Annotated in this window: 22 protein-coding genes; 12 read left to right on the top strand and 10 right to left on the bottom strand. The window is 59.3% G+C overall.

The features are described from left to right. Window positions 1-8 precede the first annotated feature (8 nt). The 3 genes from ACUXAC_RS09540 to ACUXAC_RS09530 form a co-directional block, all read right to left on the bottom strand. Window positions 9-2,543, bottom strand: a complete 2,535-nt coding sequence (locus ACUXAC_RS09540; RefSeq protein ID WP_454266614.1) for a fimbria/pilus outer membrane usher protein — start codon at window positions 2,541-2,543, stop codon at window positions 9-11. A 20-nt stretch (window positions 2,544-2,563) separates the two neighbouring features. Then, on the bottom strand, window positions 2,564-3,232 hold the full coding sequence (locus ACUXAC_RS09535) for a fimbrial biogenesis chaperone (RefSeq protein WP_454266613.1): 669 nt from the start codon (window positions 3,230-3,232) through the stop codon (window positions 2,564-2,566). Window positions 3,233-3,375: 143 nt separating this feature from the next. Next, window positions 3,376-3,909 carry a fimbrial protein gene (locus ACUXAC_RS09530; RefSeq protein ID WP_015377562.1) on the bottom strand — a complete coding sequence of 178 codons (534 nt, stop codon included), beginning with the start codon at window positions 3,907-3,909 and terminating at the stop codon, window positions 3,376-3,378. A 375-nt stretch (window positions 3,910-4,284) separates the two neighbouring features. Between ACUXAC_RS09530 and ACUXAC_RS09525 the strand changes: the two genes are divergently transcribed. Next, a complete protein-coding gene (locus ACUXAC_RS09525; RefSeq protein ID WP_225528900.1) occupies window positions 4,285-4,965 on the top strand; it encodes a helix-turn-helix domain-containing protein in 681 nt (226 codons plus the stop codon). A gap of 7 nt (window positions 4,966-4,972) precedes the next feature. On the opposite strand, the gene ACUXAC_RS09520 is transcribed toward ACUXAC_RS09525, so the two are convergent. Further along, the gene (locus ACUXAC_RS09520; RefSeq protein WP_350428634.1) at window positions 4,973-5,443 is read right to left on the bottom strand and encodes a winged helix-turn-helix transcriptional regulator; all 471 of its coding nucleotides are present in this window, start codon (window positions 5,441-5,443) and stop codon (window positions 4,973-4,975) included. A gap of 189 nt (window positions 5,444-5,632) precedes the next feature. On the opposite strand from ACUXAC_RS09520, the gene ACUXAC_RS09515 reads away from it, so the two are divergent. Together ACUXAC_RS09515 and ACUXAC_RS09510 are read left to right on the top strand one after the other, a co-directional pair. Beyond that, the gene (locus tag ACUXAC_RS09515; protein WP_454266612.1) at window positions 5,633-6,082 is read left to right on the top strand and encodes a tautomerase family protein; all 450 of its coding nucleotides are present in this window, start codon (window positions 5,633-5,635) and stop codon (window positions 6,080-6,082) included. A gap of 135 nt (window positions 6,083-6,217) precedes the next feature. After that, on the top strand, window positions 6,218-6,439 hold the full coding sequence (locus tag ACUXAC_RS09510; RefSeq protein WP_075335069.1) for a hypothetical protein: 222 nt from the start codon (window positions 6,218-6,220) through the stop codon (window positions 6,437-6,439). Between the two features lie 84 nt (window positions 6,440-6,523). Here the strand turns inward: ACUXAC_RS09510 and ACUXAC_RS09505 are convergent, their stop codons facing one another. Next, window positions 6,524-7,054, bottom strand: coding sequence for a hypothetical protein (locus tag ACUXAC_RS09505; protein WP_060419384.1), 531 nt, complete (start codon window positions 7,052-7,054; stop codon window positions 6,524-6,526). Between the two features lie 278 nt (window positions 7,055-7,332). Continuing rightward, the gene (gene ychF, locus ACUXAC_RS09500) at window positions 7,333-8,424 is read right to left on the bottom strand and encodes a redox-regulated ATPase YchF (RefSeq protein ID WP_004941048.1); all 1,092 of its coding nucleotides are present in this window, start codon (window positions 8,422-8,424) and stop codon (window positions 7,333-7,335) included. A gap of 334 nt (window positions 8,425-8,758) precedes the next feature. Between ychF and ACUXAC_RS09495 the strand changes: the two genes are divergently transcribed. Further along, window positions 8,759-10,288, top strand: a complete 1,530-nt coding sequence (locus tag ACUXAC_RS09495) for a SulP family inorganic anion transporter (protein WP_070914791.1) — start codon at window positions 8,759-8,761, stop codon at window positions 10,286-10,288. Between the two features lie 37 nt (window positions 10,289-10,325). Here ACUXAC_RS09495 and pth read toward each other — a convergent pair whose 3' ends face one another. Continuing rightward, window positions 10,326-10,916 (bottom strand): aminoacyl-tRNA hydrolase, encoded by a 591-nt coding sequence (gene pth, locus ACUXAC_RS09490; RefSeq protein WP_387442223.1) that lies wholly within the window; start codon window positions 10,914-10,916, stop codon window positions 10,326-10,328. Between the two features lie 301 nt (window positions 10,917-11,217). On the opposite strand from pth, the gene ychH reads away from it, so the two are divergent. Further along, entirely contained in the window at window positions 11,218-11,496 is a 279-nt protein-coding gene (ychH, locus tag ACUXAC_RS09485; protein WP_025160276.1) for a stress-induced protein YchH, read from the top strand. A gap of 185 nt (window positions 11,497-11,681) precedes the next feature. Here ychH and prs read toward each other — a convergent pair whose 3' ends face one another. The 3 genes from prs to lolB all read right to left on the bottom strand — a co-directional run bounded on the left by prs (window position 11,682) and on the right by lolB (window position 14,290). Then, the gene (gene prs, locus ACUXAC_RS09480; protein ID WP_004941061.1) at window positions 11,682-12,629 is read right to left on the bottom strand and encodes a ribose-phosphate diphosphokinase; all 948 of its coding nucleotides are present in this window, start codon (window positions 12,627-12,629) and stop codon (window positions 11,682-11,684) included. Between the two features lie 174 nt (window positions 12,630-12,803). After that, a complete protein-coding gene (ispE, locus tag ACUXAC_RS09475) occupies window positions 12,804-13,670 on the bottom strand; it encodes a 4-(cytidine 5'-diphospho)-2-C-methyl-D-erythritol kinase (RefSeq protein ID WP_033638162.1) in 867 nt (288 codons plus the stop codon). Further along, window positions 13,667-14,290: a lipoprotein insertase outer membrane protein LolB gene (gene lolB, locus ACUXAC_RS09470; protein WP_122004130.1), complete on the bottom strand. Its 624-nt coding sequence runs from the start codon at window positions 14,288-14,290 to the stop codon at window positions 13,667-13,669. The genes ispE and lolB overlap by 4 nt, the downstream gene beginning before the upstream one ends. A gap of 299 nt (window positions 14,291-14,589) precedes the next feature. Between lolB and ACUXAC_RS09465 the strand changes: the two genes are divergently transcribed. The 7 genes from ACUXAC_RS09465 to kdsA all read left to right on the top strand — a co-directional run bounded on the left by ACUXAC_RS09465 (window position 14,590) and on the right by kdsA (window position 20,362). Beyond that, window positions 14,590-14,733: a hypothetical protein gene (locus ACUXAC_RS09465; RefSeq protein ID WP_154618166.1), complete on the top strand. Its 144-nt coding sequence runs from the start codon at window positions 14,590-14,592 to the stop codon at window positions 14,731-14,733. A 254-nt stretch (window positions 14,734-14,987) separates the two neighbouring features. Then, window positions 14,988-16,250, top strand: coding sequence for a glutamyl-tRNA reductase (hemA, locus tag ACUXAC_RS09460; RefSeq protein WP_033638164.1), 1,263 nt, complete (start codon window positions 14,988-14,990; stop codon window positions 16,248-16,250). Between the two features lie 31 nt (window positions 16,251-16,281). Further along, window positions 16,282-17,367, top strand: a complete 1,086-nt coding sequence (prfA, locus tag ACUXAC_RS09455) for a peptide chain release factor 1 (protein ID WP_033638166.1) — start codon at window positions 16,282-16,284, stop codon at window positions 17,365-17,367. Next, on the top strand, window positions 17,367-18,200 hold the full coding sequence (gene prmC / locus ACUXAC_RS09450; RefSeq protein ID WP_060419374.1) for a peptide chain release factor N(5)-glutamine methyltransferase: 834 nt from the start codon (window positions 17,367-17,369) through the stop codon (window positions 18,198-18,200). Before prfA ends, prmC begins: the two co-directional genes overlap by 1 nt. 41 nt (window positions 18,201-18,241) lie before the next feature. Beyond that, window positions 18,242-18,643 (top strand): SirB2 family protein, encoded by a 402-nt coding sequence (locus ACUXAC_RS09445; protein ID WP_170310367.1) that lies wholly within the window; start codon window positions 18,242-18,244, stop codon window positions 18,641-18,643. Beyond that, a complete protein-coding gene (gene sirB1, locus ACUXAC_RS09440; protein ID WP_038872030.1) occupies window positions 18,640-19,449 on the top strand; it encodes an invasion regulator SirB1 in 810 nt (269 codons plus the stop codon). The genes ACUXAC_RS09445 and sirB1 overlap by 4 nt, the downstream gene beginning before the upstream one ends. A gap of 58 nt (window positions 19,450-19,507) precedes the next feature. Continuing rightward, window positions 19,508-20,362: a 3-deoxy-8-phosphooctulonate synthase gene (gene kdsA, locus ACUXAC_RS09435; protein WP_454266611.1), complete on the top strand. Its 855-nt coding sequence runs from the start codon at window positions 19,508-19,510 to the stop codon at window positions 20,360-20,362. Window positions 20,363-20,392 lie beyond the last annotated feature (30 nt).

Raw genomic sequence — 20,392 nt, 5'->3', positions numbered from 1 at the left:
TTAACGGGCTAGCGGCACGGGGCGCTGAGCCGTTGAATCGGGCCGTCTTCCCCGGCGGGCAGGCGGTAATGCAGCGTGCACTGCTGGCCGGGGGTGTCGCCCCAGTTCAGCGTCAGTTCCCCGGCGCACTTATCGCTGCGCAGATACACCTGATTGGCCTGGCCGACCATGCCTACGCTGTTGCCCGCGTTGTCCAACACGTTGGCGCCCATCGGGATCGGTGCGTTATCGGGCCGCTGCGCGGTGATCAGCAGCGCCTGGCCGCGCACGGTGTTGAAGTGCAGGCGCACCGTGGCACCGGCATAAGGAGCGACGCGCCGCTGGCCGTCTTCCAGTTCCGCTTTGTCGTTCATGCCCTCGGGATTCAGCGCGACGGTGTTGTAGTGATAGGGCACCAGCGACGGTGCCAGGGCGTAGCCGAAGCGATCGACGCGCGCACCCTGGCCGTCCATCACCCGTGCGCCGCTGGCGCCGGGCGCCTCGATCAGGGCGAAGGTATCGCCGACATACGGCCCTAATGTCACGCCGCCGCGGTGCGCCACCACCGCCCCCTGCAGCGACAGGGAGCCTTGTCGGTACTGGCGCGCGGTGGAGAACGAGCCGGTGACGTTGGCGTAAGGCAGACGGGTTTGCAGGTTGCCGCCCCAGATGCTTTGTTGGCGATCGTCATCGGTGGTGAAGTTCAGGCCGTAGCTGACCGGCTGTTCGTCGCCGACGCTGCCCGACAGCGCAGCCTGATAGTTGCCGCCCTGGCCCTGGCTGTGGTTGGCCAACAGCGAGACGCTGGGGGCGGATGACGAACGGCCGAGCGGGAAGCTCAGCGACAGGGCGGTGACGGTCTGCGCGTTCTGCGCCAGCGGCGCGCTGTAGACGTTATCCAGCGGCCCGTAGCCGCGGTAGTCGCCGTTGCTGTAGCCCAGGCTGCGGGTGCGGGTGACGGAGAGGTTAAGCGCCACGCCGTTGCCGAAGGTTTTTCCCCAGCCCAGCTGGAGCTGATTGTCGCGGCCGCGCTGATCGCGGTAGTCCTGAGTCGAGCCGGACATCGTCAGGCTGCCGAACGCCCCCATCCCCTGATTGACGGCGACCTCGAAGCGCGAACGCTGGCGGTAGGAGTCGGACTGCCAGTTTTGGCCGGTAGTGGCGGCGCGCCGTACGCCGAGCACGTCGCTGAGATCGCGAAAGCCTTCGGTGGAGTAGCGGTAGCCGGCGATGGATAAGGTGGTGTCCGTCGGGCTGAAGGTTCGGCTGTAAGAGAGGTGCAGCATCCAGCCGGAGGCACCGCCGTCCGGCAGGCTGGCGTGGGAATAGGTGGTGTCCATGCCGAAGGCGCCCAGCCAGCTGCTGTACACGCCGCCCAGCATCATCGCCTGATAACCGTCCGCCAGCTGGTTGCCGAGGTTGAAGGTCAGGGCGTTGGTCAGGCCGTGCTGCCAGGTCACTTCGCTGAACAGATCGTTGTCGCCGACGTAGCGGGAACGGCCGACGATCGCGGAGTAGCGCGACTGACCGGGGCGGATGGATTCCGGCACCGCGGCGAACGGCACGGTGAAGGTACTGACGCTGCCGTCGGCTTCCGTCACCACCACGGTGAGATCGCCGGCGTAGTTGGTGGCGTACAGATCGTTGATGGCGAACGGCCCCGGCGCGACGGTGGTTTCATACAGCGTGCTTTTGCCCTGCAGCACCGTCACGCGCGCGTTGCTTTTCGCCACGCCGCGTACCACCGGCGCATAGCCGCGCTGCGAATCCGGCAGCATGCGGTCGTCCGAACTGAGCTGAATACCGCGAAATCCCAGGCCGGAGAAGAAGTGCCCGTCGGTAAAGCCTTCGCCCAACAGCATTTCGCTGCGCCAGGGCAAAATTGCGCGCTGGACGTAGCGGCGGCTGGTGTCCAGGTGGCCGCCGAACTCCCGATCGTAGCGGTAGCTGGACTGCTGGCGGTAGCGCCATAGCCCGAGGTTGAACCCGCCGTTCAGGTTGGCGTAGGTCGAGTCGAGATCGCGGGTTTGCCCCTGTCGATAACTGACGTGGTACTGGTTGAGGTTGTAATTGACGAAGGCCATCGATTCGCCGCTGTCCAGGCTGGCGGGATTGACGCTGCCGCGCGGCTGGCCGTTCAACAGCGCCTGCGGAATGCTCAGATCCAGCCGCAGCCGCGAAATGTCCGCGTTCACCGCGATGTCCTTGAGATCCCGACCGGGCAGCAGGCATTCTGCTTCGGCGGCCGCCGGCGGATTTTTCAGCCCGAAGCGCGCCAACTGCGGCCGATCGAAACAGGGCAGCACCTGCTGGCCTGCGCGCACGAAGCGAATTTGGTCGCGCTCGAGAAACTGGCCGTTGAGGTACAGATCGATCTGATAGCTGCCGGGAGCAACGGCGTCCTGCTGGTTGAACTGGCTCAGGGCGCTGTTGCTCAGCACGCTGCCGCGCAGCAGCGCGGGATCGAAGGTATAGCCGTCGGCGGCGGCGCAGCCCAGCGGCAGCGCCAGCAGCGCGCAACACCAGCGCGCAGGCAGCGGCGTCGCCTTGCGGACATCGAACATGAAAACCTCCCTGTCTGGTTTCAGCGCGCGACGTCCAGGGTGCGTGAGATTTCCACCCCATAGTCATTGATGACGCGCAGTGCGACCTGCCGCACCTCCCCGTTCACCGGCCAACTGGCCTGTGAAAACGGCGGGATCAGATCCGCCTGCGGGATGGTGATGCGCTTCGCGCCGCTCAGGATCGCGGCCTGGCTGACGTTGGCGAAGTAGCCGGTCGGGTTGTCGACGCGCAGCGCGTTACCGGCCTGGCGCAGGCTGAGCCGATCGATGACGTGGTTGGCGTCGCCGGCCAACCCGGCGGGGCGATAGAACACCTTCAGCCGATTGGTGACCACCAGCAGCAGTTTGTTCTTGTCGCTGTCCGTCTGGCGCACGGCGGGCACCTGCAGGAAGTTGAGGTAGAACAGCGATTCGCGATCGCGCGGCAGCGGCTGGCCGACGAACGACAGCCGCACCATCTGCCCGCTGTGCGGATTCATGCGGAAGATTTGCGGCGAGGCGACAAAGGGCGCATCGGCGTTTTCCGGCGTGGATTTGGGGTTATTGATGTCGAGCCAGATCTGCATCAGCGCCGGGGTGCCGTCGTCGTTGGTGAACTGCAGCGTTTTTTCCCGCGCCTCGGCGGGGTAGATCACGCGGTTGCCGAGCAGCGTCACGCTGGCCGACGCGTGGGTAGCGGCAAAACTCATTAGGCAAAGCGACAGGGCGGCCCATCGGCGGGCGGAGCGGGTTATCTGCGGCATAAACGTGAACCGATAAAGGGAGCGAGTCATTCAGCGCCGCCCGGCGAAGGGCGGCGCTGGCATCAACAGGTATGGCGCCTGACGCCGGCTTATTTGTAGCTAATGGCGAACTGTGCGGTGGCGATCACCGAACCGGCCGCCACGCCGGTGTCTTCCGCGTAGTAGCGGGCCACCAGGTTCTGCGAGGTGGAGGTGGCGTCTTTGGCCAGCGTCATCGCCGACGTGGTGACGGTCGAACCGCTGGCGAACGACAGCGGCGTGGTGGCGTCGCTGTCCAGCAGTTGAATGGACACTTTGGCCGCATCGCCCGCGTTGCCCAGGTTGCCGTTGGTGGTTGGGTTGTTGCCCGCCAGCACGGTTTTGATCGCCGTATCGCTGGTTGCGGCCGCACAGCCGGTCACGTTGACGGTGAAGGTGGTGTCGCCGGCGGTGGCGCCTTTGGTGGCGAGTTTGCTGGCGGCGACGGTCGGCAGCAGAACGACCGGGTTGGATTGGTTGCCGTTAATATTCACCGAGCAGGTTTGCGTGCTGACTTCGCCTTTAAATTGCACCGTATTGGACGAAGCGGCCGCACAGGCGCCGGAGAGAGCCAGCATGGATAATGCGACTAATTTAACATTCATGTGAAATGCCCTTTAATTTACTTTAGAGAAAAGCTTTCCTGACAGTAATAAATTACTGACGTGCGGTTGTGGGTTAATCATGTTGCGCAATTGTTTTTTAAACGCGTCGGCAAACATGGATTTTCATCCTAACAAACTAAGAATTTTCCCTATAGGTGTTTTGAATAAGGCAATAAGACGAGAAGGCCTGCTGTTACATTTTTTTTCATTTGTGCTTATATCATACAAAATAGAAAATAGATCTATATCATTACGTTGCGATTTTATTGGATCGCCAGTTTTTGTGATTGAAATAATTTGAAACATTCATGCCTTTTTTGCGTATTAATCAACGTGCTGACGGTTGCGTGATTATTTGAAAAACATGTTATCAAGATGTTTTATATCGGTGTGCTTTGCAGGCGAATTACCCCAAAAAAGAGCAGCGACAAGCCGCCTGAGGTGTGGAAGCATGCGTCCATGCTGATAAGGAGAATTAAAGTGAGAGTGATTTATATCGATGGTTCACCGCTGTGCCGGCTGGGCATGAAAACATTATTGGGCGGTGGGGTGATAACCTTATCCTCACCCAATATGAATATCATTAAAAATATAAGCCCGGCGCCTGATTTAATTATTATGGAGTTTCCCCAGGAGATTTACCGGTTCGAGGCGTATTTAAAATTCATTAAATATTCACGCAGTGAATATAAAGACGTCCGGTTACTGTTCTTCATCGATAAGACTTCACCGCTGATCCTGGCGTTTATCGCTGCGGCGCAGCCGGATGCGATTTTGCACAAACGGGAAGCGCTGCAGGTGGTGCGAGAGACCTGCGCAACGCTGGCCCGCCAGGAGACGAGCGAACGGCACGTGGTGAACCGGCAGCGGGCGGCGGCAATCACGCCTGGCGAGGCAGCGGTGCTGTGTGAAACCGCCCGCACCGAAGATATCCGCCTGACCGCGCGGCGGCTTAACCTGCACCCGAAAACCGTTTATTCGCACCTCAATAACGCCGGCAAAAAGTTCGGCATCCGCAATCGGGTCGAACTGCTGAAGATGATTGCGCTGTTGTAGCGCACCGTTAGCGGGTTTTGCCGACGGCCAGCCGCCATCGCGTGATCTCATCGGCGCCGGGCCCGGCGGCCAGCGCCAGGTTTTGCGGCGGCAGCGATTCGCCGGTCACGGCATCGACCACGCGCAGGGTGACGGGGTGGCCAGTCGCACGGTCGACCACGCGCAGCGGCGGCCCGGCCAGCTCGGACAGGTTCCACTTGTCGCCAATCTGGATCATCGCCATCACCAGCAGCCCGAGATCTTTTCCCTTCTCCGTCGGAAGATACTCGTAGCGATCGGGGCGCGTCTGGTATTGCCGCTTTTCGATAAGGCCGCTGCCTTCCAGCGCCTTGAGCCGATCGGCCAACGTGTTGTTGGTGATGCCGGTCGATTGGCGCAGATCGTCATAGCGCGAGAGCCCCAGCAACAGATCGCGCATGAGAATCGCGCCCCAGCGATCGCCCAATGCCGACAGCACGTGGGCCACCGAGCACGTCATACCTTCAAACCCTTTTGCTTTCACGTTGCCTTGCCTCCGTTTGCCGCCCTAATGCGGATAATTTTATCGCCTCGGCTTGATCACTTCAATGATTGGAGTTATTACTCTTATTATTGGAGTTTTGTTTGACACAGGCTGCCGGCCAGAACGATTGTCGATACCCCGCAGCTTTACCGAGGAGATAACGCGATGCCACTGTGGCAGATTTACCACCCTGAACCGGCTTTCAGCGCCGCCGATAAACGCGCGATTGCGCAGAAGGTCACTGCCCTGTACCAGGACTTTTTGCCGCGCTTTTACGTCAACGTGTTCTTCCACGCGCTGCTGCCAGGTTCGGCCTATCTCGGCGGCGAACCGGCCGATGATTTCGTGCGGGTGACCATCGACCATATTGCGCGCGCCATGGACAACGACGCAGAGCAGCAGCAATTCCTGGCGGCCTGCACCCGCATCCTGCAACCCTACCTTGCCGCGCGCGGGTTGCGCTGGGAGCTGCACGTGGACGAAACGCCGTTCTCACTGTGGACTATCGAAGGTTTGAAACCCCCGTTGCCGGGGACGGCAGCGGGGGAGAAATGGCGCAGCGAGAATCGGCCTTCGGTGTGGGGGGGGGGGGATAACCGCGAGAAATGGACATAATGAGCAACGGTAAACGCTTGTGGACTATGAAATAATGCGTACTGTATCTGCCGAAAGAAATTGAAAGGCAGCCTCCAAGAGGCTGTTTTTCGGAAGTGTTAGAATGGATAAAAATGTCGCTTGCAGGGAGAAGCCATGTCTCATTCATCAGCGAGGAAAAAAGTGTTGAATACGGCAATGCCGCTGGCACAGAGAGCGTCTCACGCGCGCAGTTGTGCTAACCATGTGGCGAACCGATTGGGAATGACTCGCAGTGAGCTTCTAATAAAAGTTGAGAAAGAGTCAGGCTCAAATCTGGAATCACCGTTAACTGAAGAAGAGCTGATGAACGCATTCAACTATATGGAAAGCCTTTAGGATTAGGCCGCTTTAAGCCGCACAAACATCTAATATTGAGCGTTCAGATTGGAAAAGAGGCCAGTACCGTTCTTTAAGCATTGATCATGGGATCGGATACTTTAACTCTATTTCAGGCGCATCAGCTAAATACCTGCCAGAGCGGGCCATTAAATAGCCGGCAATCTCTTCGGTTGTCAGGTCAACATGGAACATATCAGGATCCTGGAACCATTCATCCGGCCAAAAAATGAGGTCTGATGGATTGCCATCAAAATTTTTCTCAAGCAGTGCAAGAGCGAAATTTTGTTCGGATTCCTTACTTTTGGCATCAGACACACAGCGAAGTGTTTGAACCAATTCATCCCAGGTAAAATCCGCATAGAATTTTTCCAGATTGAAAGCCATGCGGGTGAACTCCCTGGCACTGGTCCAGGAGGAGAAATCTCTGAAATCTGAAAACGCATAGGGGCATGCAACCTGGCTGTTCCATTCGACTATCATTGCTTCTAAAACGGAATCTTGTTCGTCAAAACCTTCGTCAATTCTTGAAAGTATCTGCTTAGCTTTGTTTGCCAGCTCATTGATCTTTTTGCTACTGACTTTTGTGGGTCTCATTCGGTCAGGTAGAGGCATCGCTAGAGTCCTTATCTAACTCACTAATTAACCAAAGATTGTGAAGTCATCTTAATACAGATATTAAAGTATTGAATAGCAGAAAATTTAATCATTCTGGATGAGGGGCCTACTGAATAAAACTGTCCGTTGCTCATCGTAACGTTCAGTACGTTGCACTTTTAACATTAGATTCTTATCCAGAGCGCTAACACGCAGAATCGAGAGACAAAAAAATCCACGCCGAAGCGTGGATTTTTCCGTTTGCGGCAGCGGAGAAATACGCTGCGGGGAAGGGGTTAGACGTTGAACAGGAAGTTCATCACGTCACCGTCTTTGACGATGTAGTCTTTACCTTCTGAGCGCATTTTACCGGCTTCTTTGGCGCCTTGTTCACCCTTGTAGGTGATGAAGTCGTCGAAGGCGATGGTTTGCGCGCGGATAAAGCCTTTCTCGAAGTCGGTGTGGATCTTGCCGGCCGCCTGCGGGGCGGTGGCGCCGACCGGGATGGTCCAGGCGCGCACTTCTTTCACGCCGGCGGTGAAGTAGGTCTGCAGGTTCAGCAGCTCATAACCGGCGCGGATCACGCGGTTCAGGCCCGGCTCTTCCAGGCCCAGCTCGGCCATGAACTCGTCGCGCTCTTCGTCTTCCAGCTCGGCGATATCGGATTCCACAGCGGCGCACACGGCAACTACCACGGAGCCTTCGGCATCGGCGATTTTACGCACGGTGTCCAGGTACGGGTTGTTCTCGAAGCCGTCTTCGTTAACGTTGGCGATGTACATAGTCGGCTTCAGGGTCAGGAAGCTCAGGTATTTGATCGCCGCTTTGTCTTCTGCAGTCAGATCCAGCGCGCGCAGCATACCGGCGTTTTCCAGGTGCGGCAGGCATTTCTCCAGCGCCGCCAGCTCGGCCTTGGCGTCTTTGTCGCCGCCTTTGGCTTTCTTCTGCACGCGGTGGATGGCACGCTCGCAGGTGTCCAGGTCAGACAGCGCCAGCTCGGTGTTGATGACGTCGATGTCTTCGGCCGGATCGACCTTGTTGTTGACGTGGATGATGTTGTCGTTCTCGAAGCAGCGCACCACGTGGCCGATGGCTTCGGTTTCGCGGATGTTGGTCAGGAACTGGTTGCCCAGGCCTTCACCCTTGGACGCGCCTTTCACCAGGCCGGCGATGTCGACGAATTCCATGGTGGTTGGCAGAATGCGTTGCGGCTTGACGATCTCGGCCAGCTTATCCAGACGCGGATCGGGCATCGGCACCACACCGGTGTTCGGTTCAATGGTGCAGAACGGGAAGTTGGCTGCTTCAATGCCCGCTTTGGTCAACGCGTTGAACAGGGTGGATTTGCCTACGTTAGGCAGGCCGACGATACCGCATTTGAATCCCATGTTGTAATCACCTTAAATATCTTAACTATCAGCCGGTTAGGTTTAATCGACTGCATAAAGGGCAAAATAATGCCGCCATTATACACGTAATGGGCGTTTATCTCGATCAGACTTGTTTGGCCGGGGCGAGCCCAGCGCCCGCGGCAGGTTTTTATTTGAGATTTGGATCACATTTACCCATACTGGCCGTTCCGATTAACCGACAGGAAACGCGCCGGATGTATTTCTTGCCTACGCCACCCTGAGTTGTGCCCGCCTGCAGTCTGCCGCCCCTTGCGGCTCCCCATACCCGCTACGCGGGGAGATGATGTCATCTGTCATAAGTGAATAATGCATGTTTAATCTGAGTAACGTCAGGATCGCGGACGTTAAAAATGAAGTCCTGGCGGGCTTTGTGGTGGCGGTTTCGATGATCCCCGAGGCGGTCGGCTTTTCGCTGGTCGCCGGTCTTTCGCCGATCGTCGGTTTGCATACCGCGTTTATCATCGGCCTGGTCACGGCGCTGTTTGGCGGCAAGCCGGGCATGGTTTCCGGCGCCGCCGGCTCCATTGTGGTGGTGCTGATGAGCCTGGCGGCGCAGTACGGCATGGGCTACGTGCTGTGGGCCACGCTGTTCGCTGGGGCGATTCAAATCCTGATTGGCGCCTTCCGGCTGGGCAAGTTCATTCGTTTGGTGCCGCTGCCGGCGATCCACGGCTTCGTCAACGGTCTGGCGATCGTCATCATGCTGGCGCAGCTGAAGATGATCGCCGGGCAGGGGCCGCTGATGTACGGCCTGGTGGCGCTGGCGATTGCGGTGGTGGTGCTGTTCCCGCGCCTGACCAAGGCCATTCCGTCTTCGCTGGCGGCGCTGCTGGTGGTTTCGGCGTTGGCGATCGGCCTCAATCTGCACACGCTGCGGGTGGGCGATCTGGCGGACATTTCCGGCGCGCTGCCGCACTTCAGCCTGCCGACGGCGCCGTTCACCCTGGAGATGGTGCGGGTGGTGTTGCCCTATGCGGTGGTGATCGCCCTGGTCGGTTTGATTGAATCGCTGCTGACCATGACGGTGCTGGATGAAATGGGCGGCAAGAAGGGGAACGGCAACCGCGAAAGCATCGCGCAGGGCGCCGGTAACGCGGTGTGCGGCCTGTTCGGCTGCTTCGCCGGCTGCGCGATGATCGGCCAGTCGATCATCAACTTTACCTCGGGCGGGCGCGGGCGCCTCTCCGGCACGGTGGGCGCCATCCTGCTGATTCTGTTCGTGGTCAGCCTGTCGCGCTATATCGGCCTGCTGCCGGTGGCAGCGCTGGCCGGGGTGATGCTGGTAGTGTGTTACAACACCTTCGAGTGGAGCTCGCTGCGCCGTTTGCGGCGCATGCCAAAGGCGGACGCGCTGGTGATGATCGCCGTCACGCTGATCACCATCTTTACCGATCTGGCGGTGGCGGTGATCAGCGGGGTGATTATCTCGGCGCTGGTGTTCGCCTGGCAGCAGGCGCGCATCCGCGTGCGCCAGCGGCAGGTGACGGGCGACGTGGCGGTGTATCAGCTCGATGGCCCGCTGTTCTTCGGCTCCGCTGCCGCTTTCGCCGAGTTGTTCGATCCGCAGAGCGATGCGCAGAATGTGGTGCTGGATTTTGCCGGCACCCGGGTGATGGATTCCAGCGGCGTAGAGGCGATCGATAAGCTGACGGCGCGTTATCTGGCGGCGGGGAAAAGCATTCGGCTGCGCCACCTGAGCGGTGACTGCGTGCGCCTGCTCAAGCGCGCCGGGCCGTTCTGCAGCCATGAGCTGGACGATCCGCAGTATTACGTGGCGGAAGAGGGCTTCACCGCCGATGACCGCCGCGTGAGCGAGGAGACCTTCAACCCGCGCGGCTAAATGCAGGCAGCGGGCAGGGCGCCCGCTGCGGCAAGGTTCAGGCCTGCGCCTTGAAGCTGTGCAGGCGCTGAACGGTTTTTTCCAGCCCGTCCTTCATCAGCATCTCGGTGCAGCGCAGCGACTCGTCGATCGCTTCGTCAATCATCTTCTGCTCGCTGGCCGGCGGTTTGCCGAGCACGAAGCCCACCACCTTGTTCTTGTCGCCCGGATGGCCGATGCCGATGCGCAGGCGGTAGAAGTTCGGGTTGTTGCCGAACTTGTTCTGGATGTCCTTCAGGCCGTTATGGCCACCGTTGCCGCCGCCGAGCTTGATTTTGGCCACGCCGGGCGGCAGATCCAGCTCGTCGTGCGCCACCAAAATCTCGTTCGGCTCGATGCGGTAGAAGTTGGCCATCGCCAGCACCGCTTTGCCGCTCAGGTTCATGAAGGTGGTCGGCACCAGCAGGCGCACGTCGTTGCCCGCCAGTTTCAAGCGGGCGGTGTAGCCGAAGAACTTGCTTTCTTCTTTCAACTGCTGATTGTGGCGCTGGGCCAGCAGATCGACGTACCAGGCGCCGGCGTTGTGGCGCGTCTGGGCATATTCCGCGCCCGGGTTGGCCAGGCCGACTATCAATTTAATACTGCTCACTGGGAGATTCGCTATGATCAGGGTAATAGAAAGGGCCTTAGTCTACCTGCCGGGGCAGCGAATGACAAAATCCGATCTCCGCCGTCACCGTAGGTAAGAAAGACGAATGATTCATTAGCTGAATAATTCAATTTGTCCGCTAATTTTCAGCGGCGTGTTAAGAAGTGTCAATAATTCTTTACCATTTGTGATCGCCTCCGCAATCCCCTTGCCGCCACAAGGACTATACTTAACTTATCAAAGTGGGTTAACAAGTTGCAGCGTTATCCCGGTTGGCACATGGCAATCATGGAGGTGGCATATGAAACGTAGAAACGCGGACAGAATGGGCAACTTTTTTATGGGGCTGGGCCTGGTCGTGATGATCGGCGGCGTCGGATACTCCATTATTGCTGAAGTATCTCAGTTCGATTTACCGCAATTTTTCGCCCACGGCGCCATCATGAGTATCTTCGTCGGCGCGCTGTTGTGGCTGGTGGGCGCGCGTATCGGCGGCCGCGAGCAAGTGGCGGATCGCTACTGGTGGGTAAAACACTTTGATAAACGGTGCCGTAACGACCAACATCGTTCGTCGCATTGATTAAAAAATCAGAAGGGAAGCGAGAGCAGGGCAAGGGAATATCTGCCGTGCATTAAGGTTTGAGGTCATGTTGGACTACGAGTAGAAAACCCGTTGTTGCTCACGCACCAACGGGTTTTTCTTTTTCTGCTGTCGGGCACGCTATCTTTCCGGCACGGTGGGCGCCGCACCGGAAAGACGACGCATCAATGCTCGAACATCGCAGAGATCGACTCTTCGTTGCTGATGCGGCGGATGGCTTCAGCCAGCATGCCGGACAGGGTCAGAGTGCGAACGTTTTTCAGTGCCTTGATTTCCGGCGACAGCGGAATGGTGTCGCAGACGATCACTTCATCAATCACCGAGTTCTTGATGTTGTCCACGGCGTTGCCGGAGAAGATCGGGTGCGTCGCGTAGGCGAATACGCGCTTGGCACCGCGTTCTTTCAACGCTTCAGCCGCTTTACACAAGGTACCGCCGGTGTCGATCATGTCGTCGACCAGCACGCAGTCGCGGCCTGCCACGTCACCGATGATGTGCATCACCTGAGACACGTTCGCGCGCGGGCGGCGTTTGTCGATGATGGCCATGTCGGTGTCGTTCAGCAGTTTGGCGATGGCGCGGGCACGCACTACGCCGCCGATGTCCGGGGAAACCACGATCGGGTTTTCCAGGTTCTGCTGCAGCATGTCTTCCAGCAGGATCGGGCTGCCGAACACGTTGTCTACCGGTACGTCGAAGAAGCCTTGAATCTGCTCAGCATGCAGATCCACCGTCAGAACGCGGTCAACCCCTACGCTGGAGAGGAAATCGGCAACCACCTTGGCGGTGATCGGCACACGCGCGGAACGCACGCGGCGATCCTGGCGGGCATAGCCGAAGTAAGGGATAACGGCGGTAATACGACCTGCGGAGGCGCGACGCAGGGCGTCGACCATCACAACCAGTTCCATCAGGTTGTCGTTGGTCGGGGCACAGGTGGACTGGATGATGAAAATATCACCGCCGCGTACATTTTCGTTGATTTGCACGCTCACTTCGCCGTCGCTAAAACGACCTACAGCGGCGTCACCAAGGCTGGTGTACAAACGGTTGGCAATACGTTGTGCTAGTTCCGGGGTGGCGTTACCAGCAAAAAGCTTCATATCAGGCACGAGAAGAACCTCAGGCTTGCGTCCAGAGAAGATATTGTCATACGACATCGCCAAGGGGCAGTCGGCGACGCCGGCGCAATATACATACGGGTATGTAAAACTAAAATTGAGACCGCAGGCAGCGCAGGGATAACAGGGCCAGGTGTGCATGACCCTGCGCAGCGAAACGTTGAGCTACGACTCAAACCGCCCGGAACGAATGCGATGTAGTGGGGAGACGTTAACGCCGCGCGCTACAAAACCACACAACCACTCCGGGGCTTGATTTAACACCTGACGGGCGGCGATTTCTGTGTCGAATTCAGCAAACACACAAGCACCTGTGCCAGTCAGGCGTGACGGGGCGTATTCTAACAGCCATGAAAGAAGCTGTTCAACCTCGCGAAAACGTTTTCTTGCGATCGGTTCGCAATCATTTGCGTACGGCGCCTGCAACAGCTCACTTAAGGAGCGAACCGGGGTGTCTCTTTTCAATTCGGGGTCACCGAAGATAACCGGTGTCGGGATGCCGACGCCGGGATGCGCCACCAGATACCACTTTTCCTGCGGCTCGGCCGGCTGCAGACGCTCGCCGATGCCTTCGGCGAAGGCGGCGTGGCCGCGCACGAACACCGGCACGTCGGCGCCGAGGCTGAGCCCCAGCTCGGCCAGTTGGTCGTCGCCAAGACCGCAGCGCCACAGTTCGTTGAGCGCCACCAGTACGGTGGCGGCGTTGGAGGAGCCACCGCCCAAGCCGCCGCCCATCGGCAGACGCTTGTCGATGCTGATGTCGGCGCCGCGCGGTGCGGTCTGCAGGCCGCGCTCATCGCAATAGCGCTGCAGCAGGCGGGCGGCGCGCACGATCAGGTTCTGTTCGTCCGGCACGCCGTCGACCGGCGTCAGCAGATGAATGCGGTCGTCCTGGCGCGGGTCAATGGTCAGGGTGTCGCCGTAGTCCAAGAACTGGAACAGCGTCTGCAGCAGGTGATAGCCGTCTTCACGACGGCCGGTGATGTACAGAAACAGGTTGAGTTTCGCGGGGGAGGGCCACTGGCGAATCATTTGAGCGTCCAGTTATCCATTTTCAGCTTGATGCGCTGCTCGCCCTGCTGCAGTTCCAGGCGGTTCGGCAGCGTCGGCTGTACCTCGTTGCTGTAGCTCTGGTAATCCACCTTCCAGGTCTGGCCGCCTTGCTGATAGGTCAGCTTGTTCAGGCGATATTGGTCATCCAGCGCAAAATCGTTGGCTTCGCCCGGCAGGCCGAGCATCCACTGGCGCAGGTTGTTCAGCGGGATCGCCATGCCGGTCAGCTTGCGGATCATCTCTTCCGGGTTGTCGCTGACGTAGCGTTTGCCCTGGTTGTCGGTCAGCTGCACCACGTTTTTCTGCACGTTGAGATCCATTTCAGTGCTGCCCAGCGGGTTGGTCAACAGCAGACGGTAGCGCTCCGGCGAGAACTGCTGCCAGAAGAAGCGGGCGTAGACTTTTTTCTGATCAGACAAGTAGGCGAAGGAGCCGCGGGTCTGATAGGTGCTTAGCTGCTGCACCGCCTGCTCATGGGCGCGCCACTGCGGAGAAGTCGGGCTGGTGGCCGGGCCGGTCGGCTTGGTGGTGGTACAGGCGGCCAGCACCAGGCTAGCCAGCGGGATCAGACGGAGCAAACTAACTTTGCGTATTGGCATAACTTTCTCTTGTCCTTTTGTCCTTGCGGGCATGCGCGACGAAACCCGGATTCAGCGCTCACGCTAACGGGGCGGCGGCGGCGCGTCAATTTTTTGCTGCATCGCGTTGAATCTTGCCGCTTTTACCGGCGCAATGCCAACCCGGTACGCGCATTGGGGCGTCATTAAGATTAACACAATCGTTTCGTGCCGTTGTCCGGGGGCAACAATTTTCGATACGGCGGGGTGACCGCCGTTAGCGTTTGGTTGATGTTTACCTCGCTATGCTGCCGGGGGTTTTTGTTGCGGGAAATAATCGAATGAAGATTGCGGCGCGGATAATCATTTCGCTTCTGTGCTTTGCCGGCGCGGTATTTTTTTATTTTCAGGCCAAGCAGGTTTTTTGCCAGCAGGTCTCTTTTATCCTGGATCCCTCCTACCGTTGCGGCACGCTGGGTTGGTAAACGCGCGGATTATAAGCGGATAACCTGCAGGTTTTACCGAATCCTGTGCGGGAGATCGCATCCTGCGCTAAAATTCAGTATGTTATGTCGTCAAATTATAAATCATCTCACTGTATTTATTAATTATTCATCGATTGATGCCGTCTATGGCAATGATTGAACGGAAGATGCGGTTGTTACTTTTATTGATCCTGCGCATCAAGTAGAATGCCGTTCAACGAGAACCCGTACCAACAGAAGTATTACTCGAAGCAATGACCCTGCTGGCGTTAGGTATAAATCACAAAACCGCTCCGGTTTCTCTGCGTGAAAGGGTGACCTTCTCGCCAGAGTCCATCGATGAGGCGCTGACCAGCTTGCTCCAACAACCGTTGGTGCAGGGCGGCGTCGTGTTGTCCACCTGCAACCGCACCGAGCTGTACCTCAGCGTAGAGCAACAGGAACACATGCACGAGCAGCTGGTCGCCTGGCTGTGCGCCTACCACAACCTGCGCCCGGAAGAGGTGAAGAAAAGCCTGTACTGGCATCAGGGCAACGACGCGGTCAGCCATTTGATGCGGGTGGCCAGCGGGTTGGACTCATTGGTGCTGGGCGAACCGCAGATCCTCGGGCAGGTGAAAAAAGCTTTCGCCGAGTCGCAACGCGGCCAGTCGCTGTCCGGCGAGCTGGAGCGTCTGTTCCAGAAATCCTTCTCCGTCGCCAAGCGCGTGCGTACCGAAACCGACATCGGTGCCAGCGCGGTCTCCGTGGCTTTTGCCGCCTGTACCCTGGCGCGCCAGATCTTCGAATCGCTGGCCGATCTCAACGTCTTGCTGGTGGGCGCCGGTGAAACCATCGAGCTGGTGGCGCGCCACCTGCGCGAACACAAAGTGCGGCACATGATCATCGCCAACCGCACCCGCGAACGCGCCCAGCTGCTGGCGGACGAAGTCGGCGCGGAGGTGATCACCCTGCCGGAGATCGACGAACGCCTGGCGGACGCCGACATCATCATCAGTTCCACTGCCAGCCCGCTGCCGATCATCGGCAAGGGGATGGTGGAGCGCGCGCTGAAGGCGCGCCGCAACCAGCCGATGCTGCTGGTGGATATCGCCGTACCGCGCGACATCGAACCGGAAGTCGGCAAACTGGCCAACGCCTATCTGTACAGCGTGGACGATCTGCACGCCATCATTCAAAGCAACCTGGCGCAGCGCAAAGCGGCGGCGGTGCAGGCGGAATCGATCGTGCAGCAGGAAAGCACCAACTTCATGGCCTGGCTGCGCTCGCAGGGCGCGGTGGAAACCATCCGCGACTACCGTTCGCAGGCCGACCAAATTCGCGCAGAGATGGAGGCCAAAGCGCTGGCCGCCATCGCGCAGGGCGCCAACGTGGAGCAGGTTATTCACGAGCTGGCCCATAAACTGACCAACCGTCTTATTCATGCCCCTACCAAATCCCTCCAGCAGGCCGCCGGCGACGGCGACGTGGAGCGGTTGCAGTTATTACGCGACAGCCTCGGGCTGGATCAGCATTAGTTTTCTCTATTAACAGGGTTTATTACCACGCATGAAGCCTTCTATTGTTGCCAAACTGGAAGCGTTACAAGAGCGCCATGAAGAAGTGCAGGCGCTGCTCGGCGATGCCGGCGTTATCGCCGACCAAGACCGGTTCCGCGCGCTGTCGCGAGAATACGCGCAGCTGACCGACGTCAGCCGCTGCTTCCTGGAATGGCGTCAGGTGCAGGAGGATCTGGAGACGGCGGAAATGATGCTGGACGATCCGGAAATGCGCGAGATGGCGCAGGAAGAGCTGAAACAGGCGCGGGCGGCCAGCGAAGAGCTGGAACAGCAGCTGCAGGTGTTGCTGCTGCCGAAAGATCCGGACGATGAGCGCAGCTGCTTCCTCGAAGTGCGCGCCGGCACCGGCGGCGATGAGGCGGCGATCTTCGCCGGCGATCTGTTCCGCATGTACAGCCGCTATGCGGAAAGCCGCCGCTGGCGCGTCGAGGTGATGAGCGCCAACGAAGGCGAACACGGCGGTTTCAAAGAAGTGATCGCCAAAGTCTCCGGCGACGGCGTGTACGGTCAGCTGAAGTTTGAATCCGGCGGCCACCGCGTGCAGCGCGTGCCGGAAACCGAATCCCAAGGGCGCATCCACACCTCTGCCTGCACCGTGGCGGTGATGCCGGAAGTGCCGGAAGCCGAGCTGCCGGACATCAACCCGGGCGATCTGAAAATCGACACCTTCCGCTCCTCCGGCGCCGGTGGCCAGCACGTTAACACCACCGACTCGGCAATCCGCATCACCCACTTGCCAACCGGCATCGTGGTGGAGTGCCAGGACGAACGTTCACAGCACAAAAACAAAGCCAAGGCGATGTCGGTGCTGGGCGCGCGCATTCGCGCCGCCGAGATGGCCAAGCGCCAGCAGGCCGAGGCGTCCACTCGCCGCAACCTGCTGGGCAGCGGCGACCGTTCCGACCGTAACCGCACCTACAACTTCCCGCAGGGGCGGGTGACCGACCACCGCATCAACCTGACGCTCTACCGCCTGGACGAAGTGATGGAAGGCAAACTGGACATGCTGATCCAGCCGATCGTGCAGGAGTATCAGGCCGATCAGCTGGCTGCGCTGTCCGCCGAGCAAGAGTGATGGACTATCAACACTGGCTGAAAGCCGCCGCCGCGCGTTTGACCCACAGCGACAGCGCCCGGCGCGACGCGGAAATCCTGTTGGGTTTCGTGACCGGCAAGGCCAGAACCTTCCTGATGGCGTTCGGTGAAACCCTGCTGACGCCACCGCAGCAACAGCAGCTGGAGACGCTGCTGGCGCGCCGCGAACGCGGTGAGCCGGTGGCCTATCTGGTGGGCGAGCGCGAATTTTGGTCGCTGCCGCTGTCGGTTTCACCCGCAACGCTGATCCCACGCCCGGATACCGAATGCCTGGTGGAGCTGGCGCTGGCGCGCCTGCCGCCGCAACCCTGCCACTTCCTCGATCTCGGCACCGGCACCGGCGCCATCGCGCTGGCGCTGGCCAGCGAGCGCCCGGACTGTTCGGCTATCGGCGTCGATGTGCAGCCGGAAGCGGTCGCGCTGGCGCAGCACAATGCGCACAAGCTGAAGATCGACAACGTCCGATTTCTACAGGGCAGCTGGTTTGCGCCGGTGGCGGGGCAACGCTTCGCGCTGATCGCCAGCAATCCGCCCTATATCGACGCCGCCGATCCGCATTTGTCGCAGGGCGACGTGCGCTTCGAGCCCGGCAGCGCGCTGGTCGCCGCCGATCGTGGGTTGGCGGATCTGGCCGCCATCGTGCGCCAGGCGCCGCACCATTTGCAGCCCCAGGGCTGGCTGCTGTTGGAACATGGCTGGCAGCAGGGCGAGAGCGTGCGTGCGCTGCTGCAGGCCGCCGGATTTTCCGCTGTCGCCACCCACCGTGATTATGGCGACAACGACCGCGTGACGCTCGGCCAATGGCCGGGATAAGCGCCTCTCATAATAACGACGCCCGAGCCATTTAAGGGAGCATCATGACTGCATACACCGCGTTGAAACATTTCCATTTGCTGACGGTCGCCATCAGTATTACCTTGTTTGTGCTGCGTTTCTTTTGGCAGTGGCGCCGCTCGCCGATCATGGGCCGCCGCTGGGTCAAGGTAGCGCCGCACCTGAACGACACGCTGCTGTTCGTCAGCGGCATCGCGCTGGTGGTGACGTTCGGGTTTTATCCGCTGCTGGGTATGGACTCATGGCTGACCGAGAAGCTGTTTGGCGTTATTATCTATATCCTGCTTGGCTACGTCGCATTGGGCAAGAAGACCAAAAGTCAGCGGCTGCGAACCGTGGCGTTCGTGCTGGCGTTGGGCTGCCTGTACCTGATAATTAAACTTGCCACGACGAAAATACCGTTTCTGATGGGATACCTATGAGTAGCATTGCTGATTTTGAATTTAACGCCTCGCCGCTGAGCGAAGGGGTGATCCTGGTGTCGCAGTCGGTGCGGCGCGATTTCCCGGTTGCCGACGTGGAGCGCAAGCTGCAACAGCTGGTGGACGAAGCGCGCGCGGCGGTGCCGGTCGATATCACTCAGGAGCAGCAACTGGATGCGCTCATCGAACTGTTTTACAAGACCTGGGGATTCGGCGGCGCCAGCGGCGTGTACCGCCTGTCGGACGCCATCTGGCTGGACAAGGTGCTGGAAGCGCGGCAGGGCACGCCGGTCTCGCTGGGCACTATCTTCCTGCATATCGCCAACGCGCTGGATCTGCCGCTGCTGCCGGTGATTTTCCCCACTCAGCTGATCCTGCGCGCCGACTGGCTGGACGAAGAGCTGTGGCTGATCAACCCGCTGAACGGCGAAACCCTGAGCGAACACCAGCTGGAAGTGTGGATCAAGGGCAACCTGGGGCTGGGCGCCGAGCTGGAAGACGACGATCTCGACGAGTCGGAGAACATCATGGTGGTGCGCAAGATGCTCGATACGCTGAAGGCCGCCCTGATGGAAGAAAAGCAGCTGGAGATGGCGCTGCGCACCAGCGAAACGGTGCTGTGCTTCGATCCGGAAGATCCGTACGAGATCCGCGACCGCGGGCTGATTTACGCCCAGCTGGAGTGCAACCATATCGCGATCTCCGACCTCAACTATTTTGTCGAGCAGTGTCCTGAAGACCCGGTCAGCGAAGTGATCAAAGTACAGATCCACTCGATTGAGCCGAAACAGGTGACGCTGCATTAATTCAATGACTCCGTGCAGTTTGCAAGGCGACGGTTACAACCTTAACAAAGGCGAAAGCATGAAACAGAAAGTGGTTAGCATTGGCGATATCGACGTAGCAAACGATCTGCCGTTTGTGCTGTTTGGCGGTATGAACGTGCTGGAATCGCGCGGTCTGGCGATGAGCATCTGCGAACACTACGTCACCGTGACGCAAAAACTGGGCATCCCTTACGTATTCAAAGCCTCTTTCGACAAGGCCAACCGTTCTTCCATCCACTCGTACCGCGGTCCGGGCCTGGAAGAAGGGATGAAGATCTTCGAAGAGTTGAAAAAAACCTTCGGCGTGAAAATCATCACCGACGTGCATGAAGCGGCGCAGGCGCAGCCGGTTTCCGAAGTGGTTGACGTGATCCAGCTGCCGGCCTTCCTGGCGCGTCAGACCGATCTGGTGGAAGCGATGGCGAAAACCGGTGCGGTGATCAACGTCAAGAAGCCGCAGTTCGTCAGCCCGGGGCAGATGGGCAACATCGTCGACAAGTTCAAAGAAGGCGGCAACGATCAGGTGATCCTGTGCGATCGCGGCAGCAACTTCGGCTATGACAACCTGGTGGTCGACATGCTGGGCATCAACGTGATGAAGAACGTGACCGGCGGCCATCCGGTGATCTTCGACGTGACCCACGCGCTGCAGACCCGCGATCCGTTCGGCGCCGCGTCCGGCGGCCGCCGCGCTCAGGTGGCCGAGCTGGCGCGCGCCGGTATGGCGGTTGGCCTGGCCGGCCTGTTCCTCGAAGCGCACCCGGATCCGAAAAACGCCAAGTGCGACGGCCCGTCTGCGCTGCCGTTGGACAAGCTGGAGCCGTTCCTGGCGCAGATGAAAGCCATCGACGACCTGGTGAAGAGCTTCCCGGAGCTGGATACCAGCAACTAAGCGTTCGTCGCCATAAAAAAAAGCCCGACT

This window comes from Serratia sp. 121840015-1, assembly GCF_053627655.1.
The sequence above is the reverse complement of the archived record's forward strand: the minus strand, read 5'-3'. Positions and strand labels throughout refer to the sequence as shown.

Excerpts from the sequence above, each read along its gene's own strand:
- ACUXAC_RS09530 (WP_015377562.1), bottom strand. The coding sequence starts at position 3,909 with ATGAATGTTAAATTAGTCGCATTATCCATGCTGGCTCTCTCCGGCGCC.
- lolB (WP_122004130.1), bottom strand. The coding sequence starts at position 14,290 with ATGCCAATACGCAAAGTTAGTTTGCTCCGTCTGATCCCGCTGGCTAGC.
- ACUXAC_RS09510 (WP_075335069.1), top strand. The coding sequence starts at position 6,218 with ATGTCTCATTCATCAGCGAGGAAAAAAGTGTTGAATACGGCAATGCCG.
- ACUXAC_RS09505 (WP_060419384.1), bottom strand. The coding sequence starts at position 7,054 with ATGCCTCTACCTGACCGAATGAGACCCACAAAAGTCAGTAGCAAAAAG.
- kdsA (WP_454266611.1), top strand. The coding sequence starts at position 19,508 with ATGAAACAGAAAGTGGTTAGCATTGGCGATATCGACGTAGCAAACGAT.
- ispE (WP_033638162.1), bottom strand. The coding sequence starts at position 13,670 with ATGATTCGCCAGTGGCCCTCCCCCGCGAAACTCAACCTGTTTCTGTAC.
- prfA (WP_033638166.1), top strand. The coding sequence starts at position 16,282 with ATGAAGCCTTCTATTGTTGCCAAACTGGAAGCGTTACAAGAGCGCCAT.
- ACUXAC_RS09540 (WP_454266614.1), bottom strand. The coding sequence starts at position 2,543 with ATGTTCGATGTCCGCAAGGCGACGCCGCTGCCTGCGCGCTGGTGTTGC.
- ACUXAC_RS09465 (WP_154618166.1), top strand. The coding sequence starts at position 14,590 with ATGAAGATTGCGGCGCGGATAATCATTTCGCTTCTGTGCTTTGCCGGC.
- ACUXAC_RS09515 (WP_454266612.1), top strand. The coding sequence starts at position 5,633 with ATGCCACTGTGGCAGATTTACCACCCTGAACCGGCTTTCAGCGCCGCC.
- ACUXAC_RS09495 (WP_070914791.1), top strand. The coding sequence starts at position 8,759 with ATGTTTAATCTGAGTAACGTCAGGATCGCGGACGTTAAAAATGAAGTC.
- ACUXAC_RS09520 (WP_350428634.1), bottom strand. The coding sequence starts at position 5,443 with ATGACGTGCTCGGTGGCCCACGTGCTGTCGGCATTGGGCGATCGCTGG.
- sirB1 (WP_038872030.1), top strand. The coding sequence starts at position 18,640 with ATGAGTAGCATTGCTGATTTTGAATTTAACGCCTCGCCGCTGAGCGAA.
- ACUXAC_RS09525 (WP_225528900.1), top strand. The coding sequence starts at position 4,285 with ATGTTTTATATCGGTGTGCTTTGCAGGCGAATTACCCCAAAAAAGAGC.
- ychH (WP_025160276.1), top strand. The coding sequence starts at position 11,218 with ATGAAACGTAGAAACGCGGACAGAATGGGCAACTTTTTTATGGGGCTG.
- ACUXAC_RS09535 (WP_454266613.1), bottom strand. The coding sequence starts at position 3,232 with ATGAGTTTTGCCGCTACCCACGCGTCGGCCAGCGTGACGCTGCTCGGC.
- prmC (WP_060419374.1), top strand. The coding sequence starts at position 17,367 with ATGGACTATCAACACTGGCTGAAAGCCGCCGCCGCGCGTTTGACCCAC.
- ychF (WP_004941048.1), bottom strand. The coding sequence starts at position 8,424 with ATGGGATTCAAATGCGGTATCGTCGGCCTGCCTAACGTAGGCAAATCC.
- hemA (WP_033638164.1), top strand. The coding sequence starts at position 14,988 with ATGACCCTGCTGGCGTTAGGTATAAATCACAAAACCGCTCCGGTTTCT.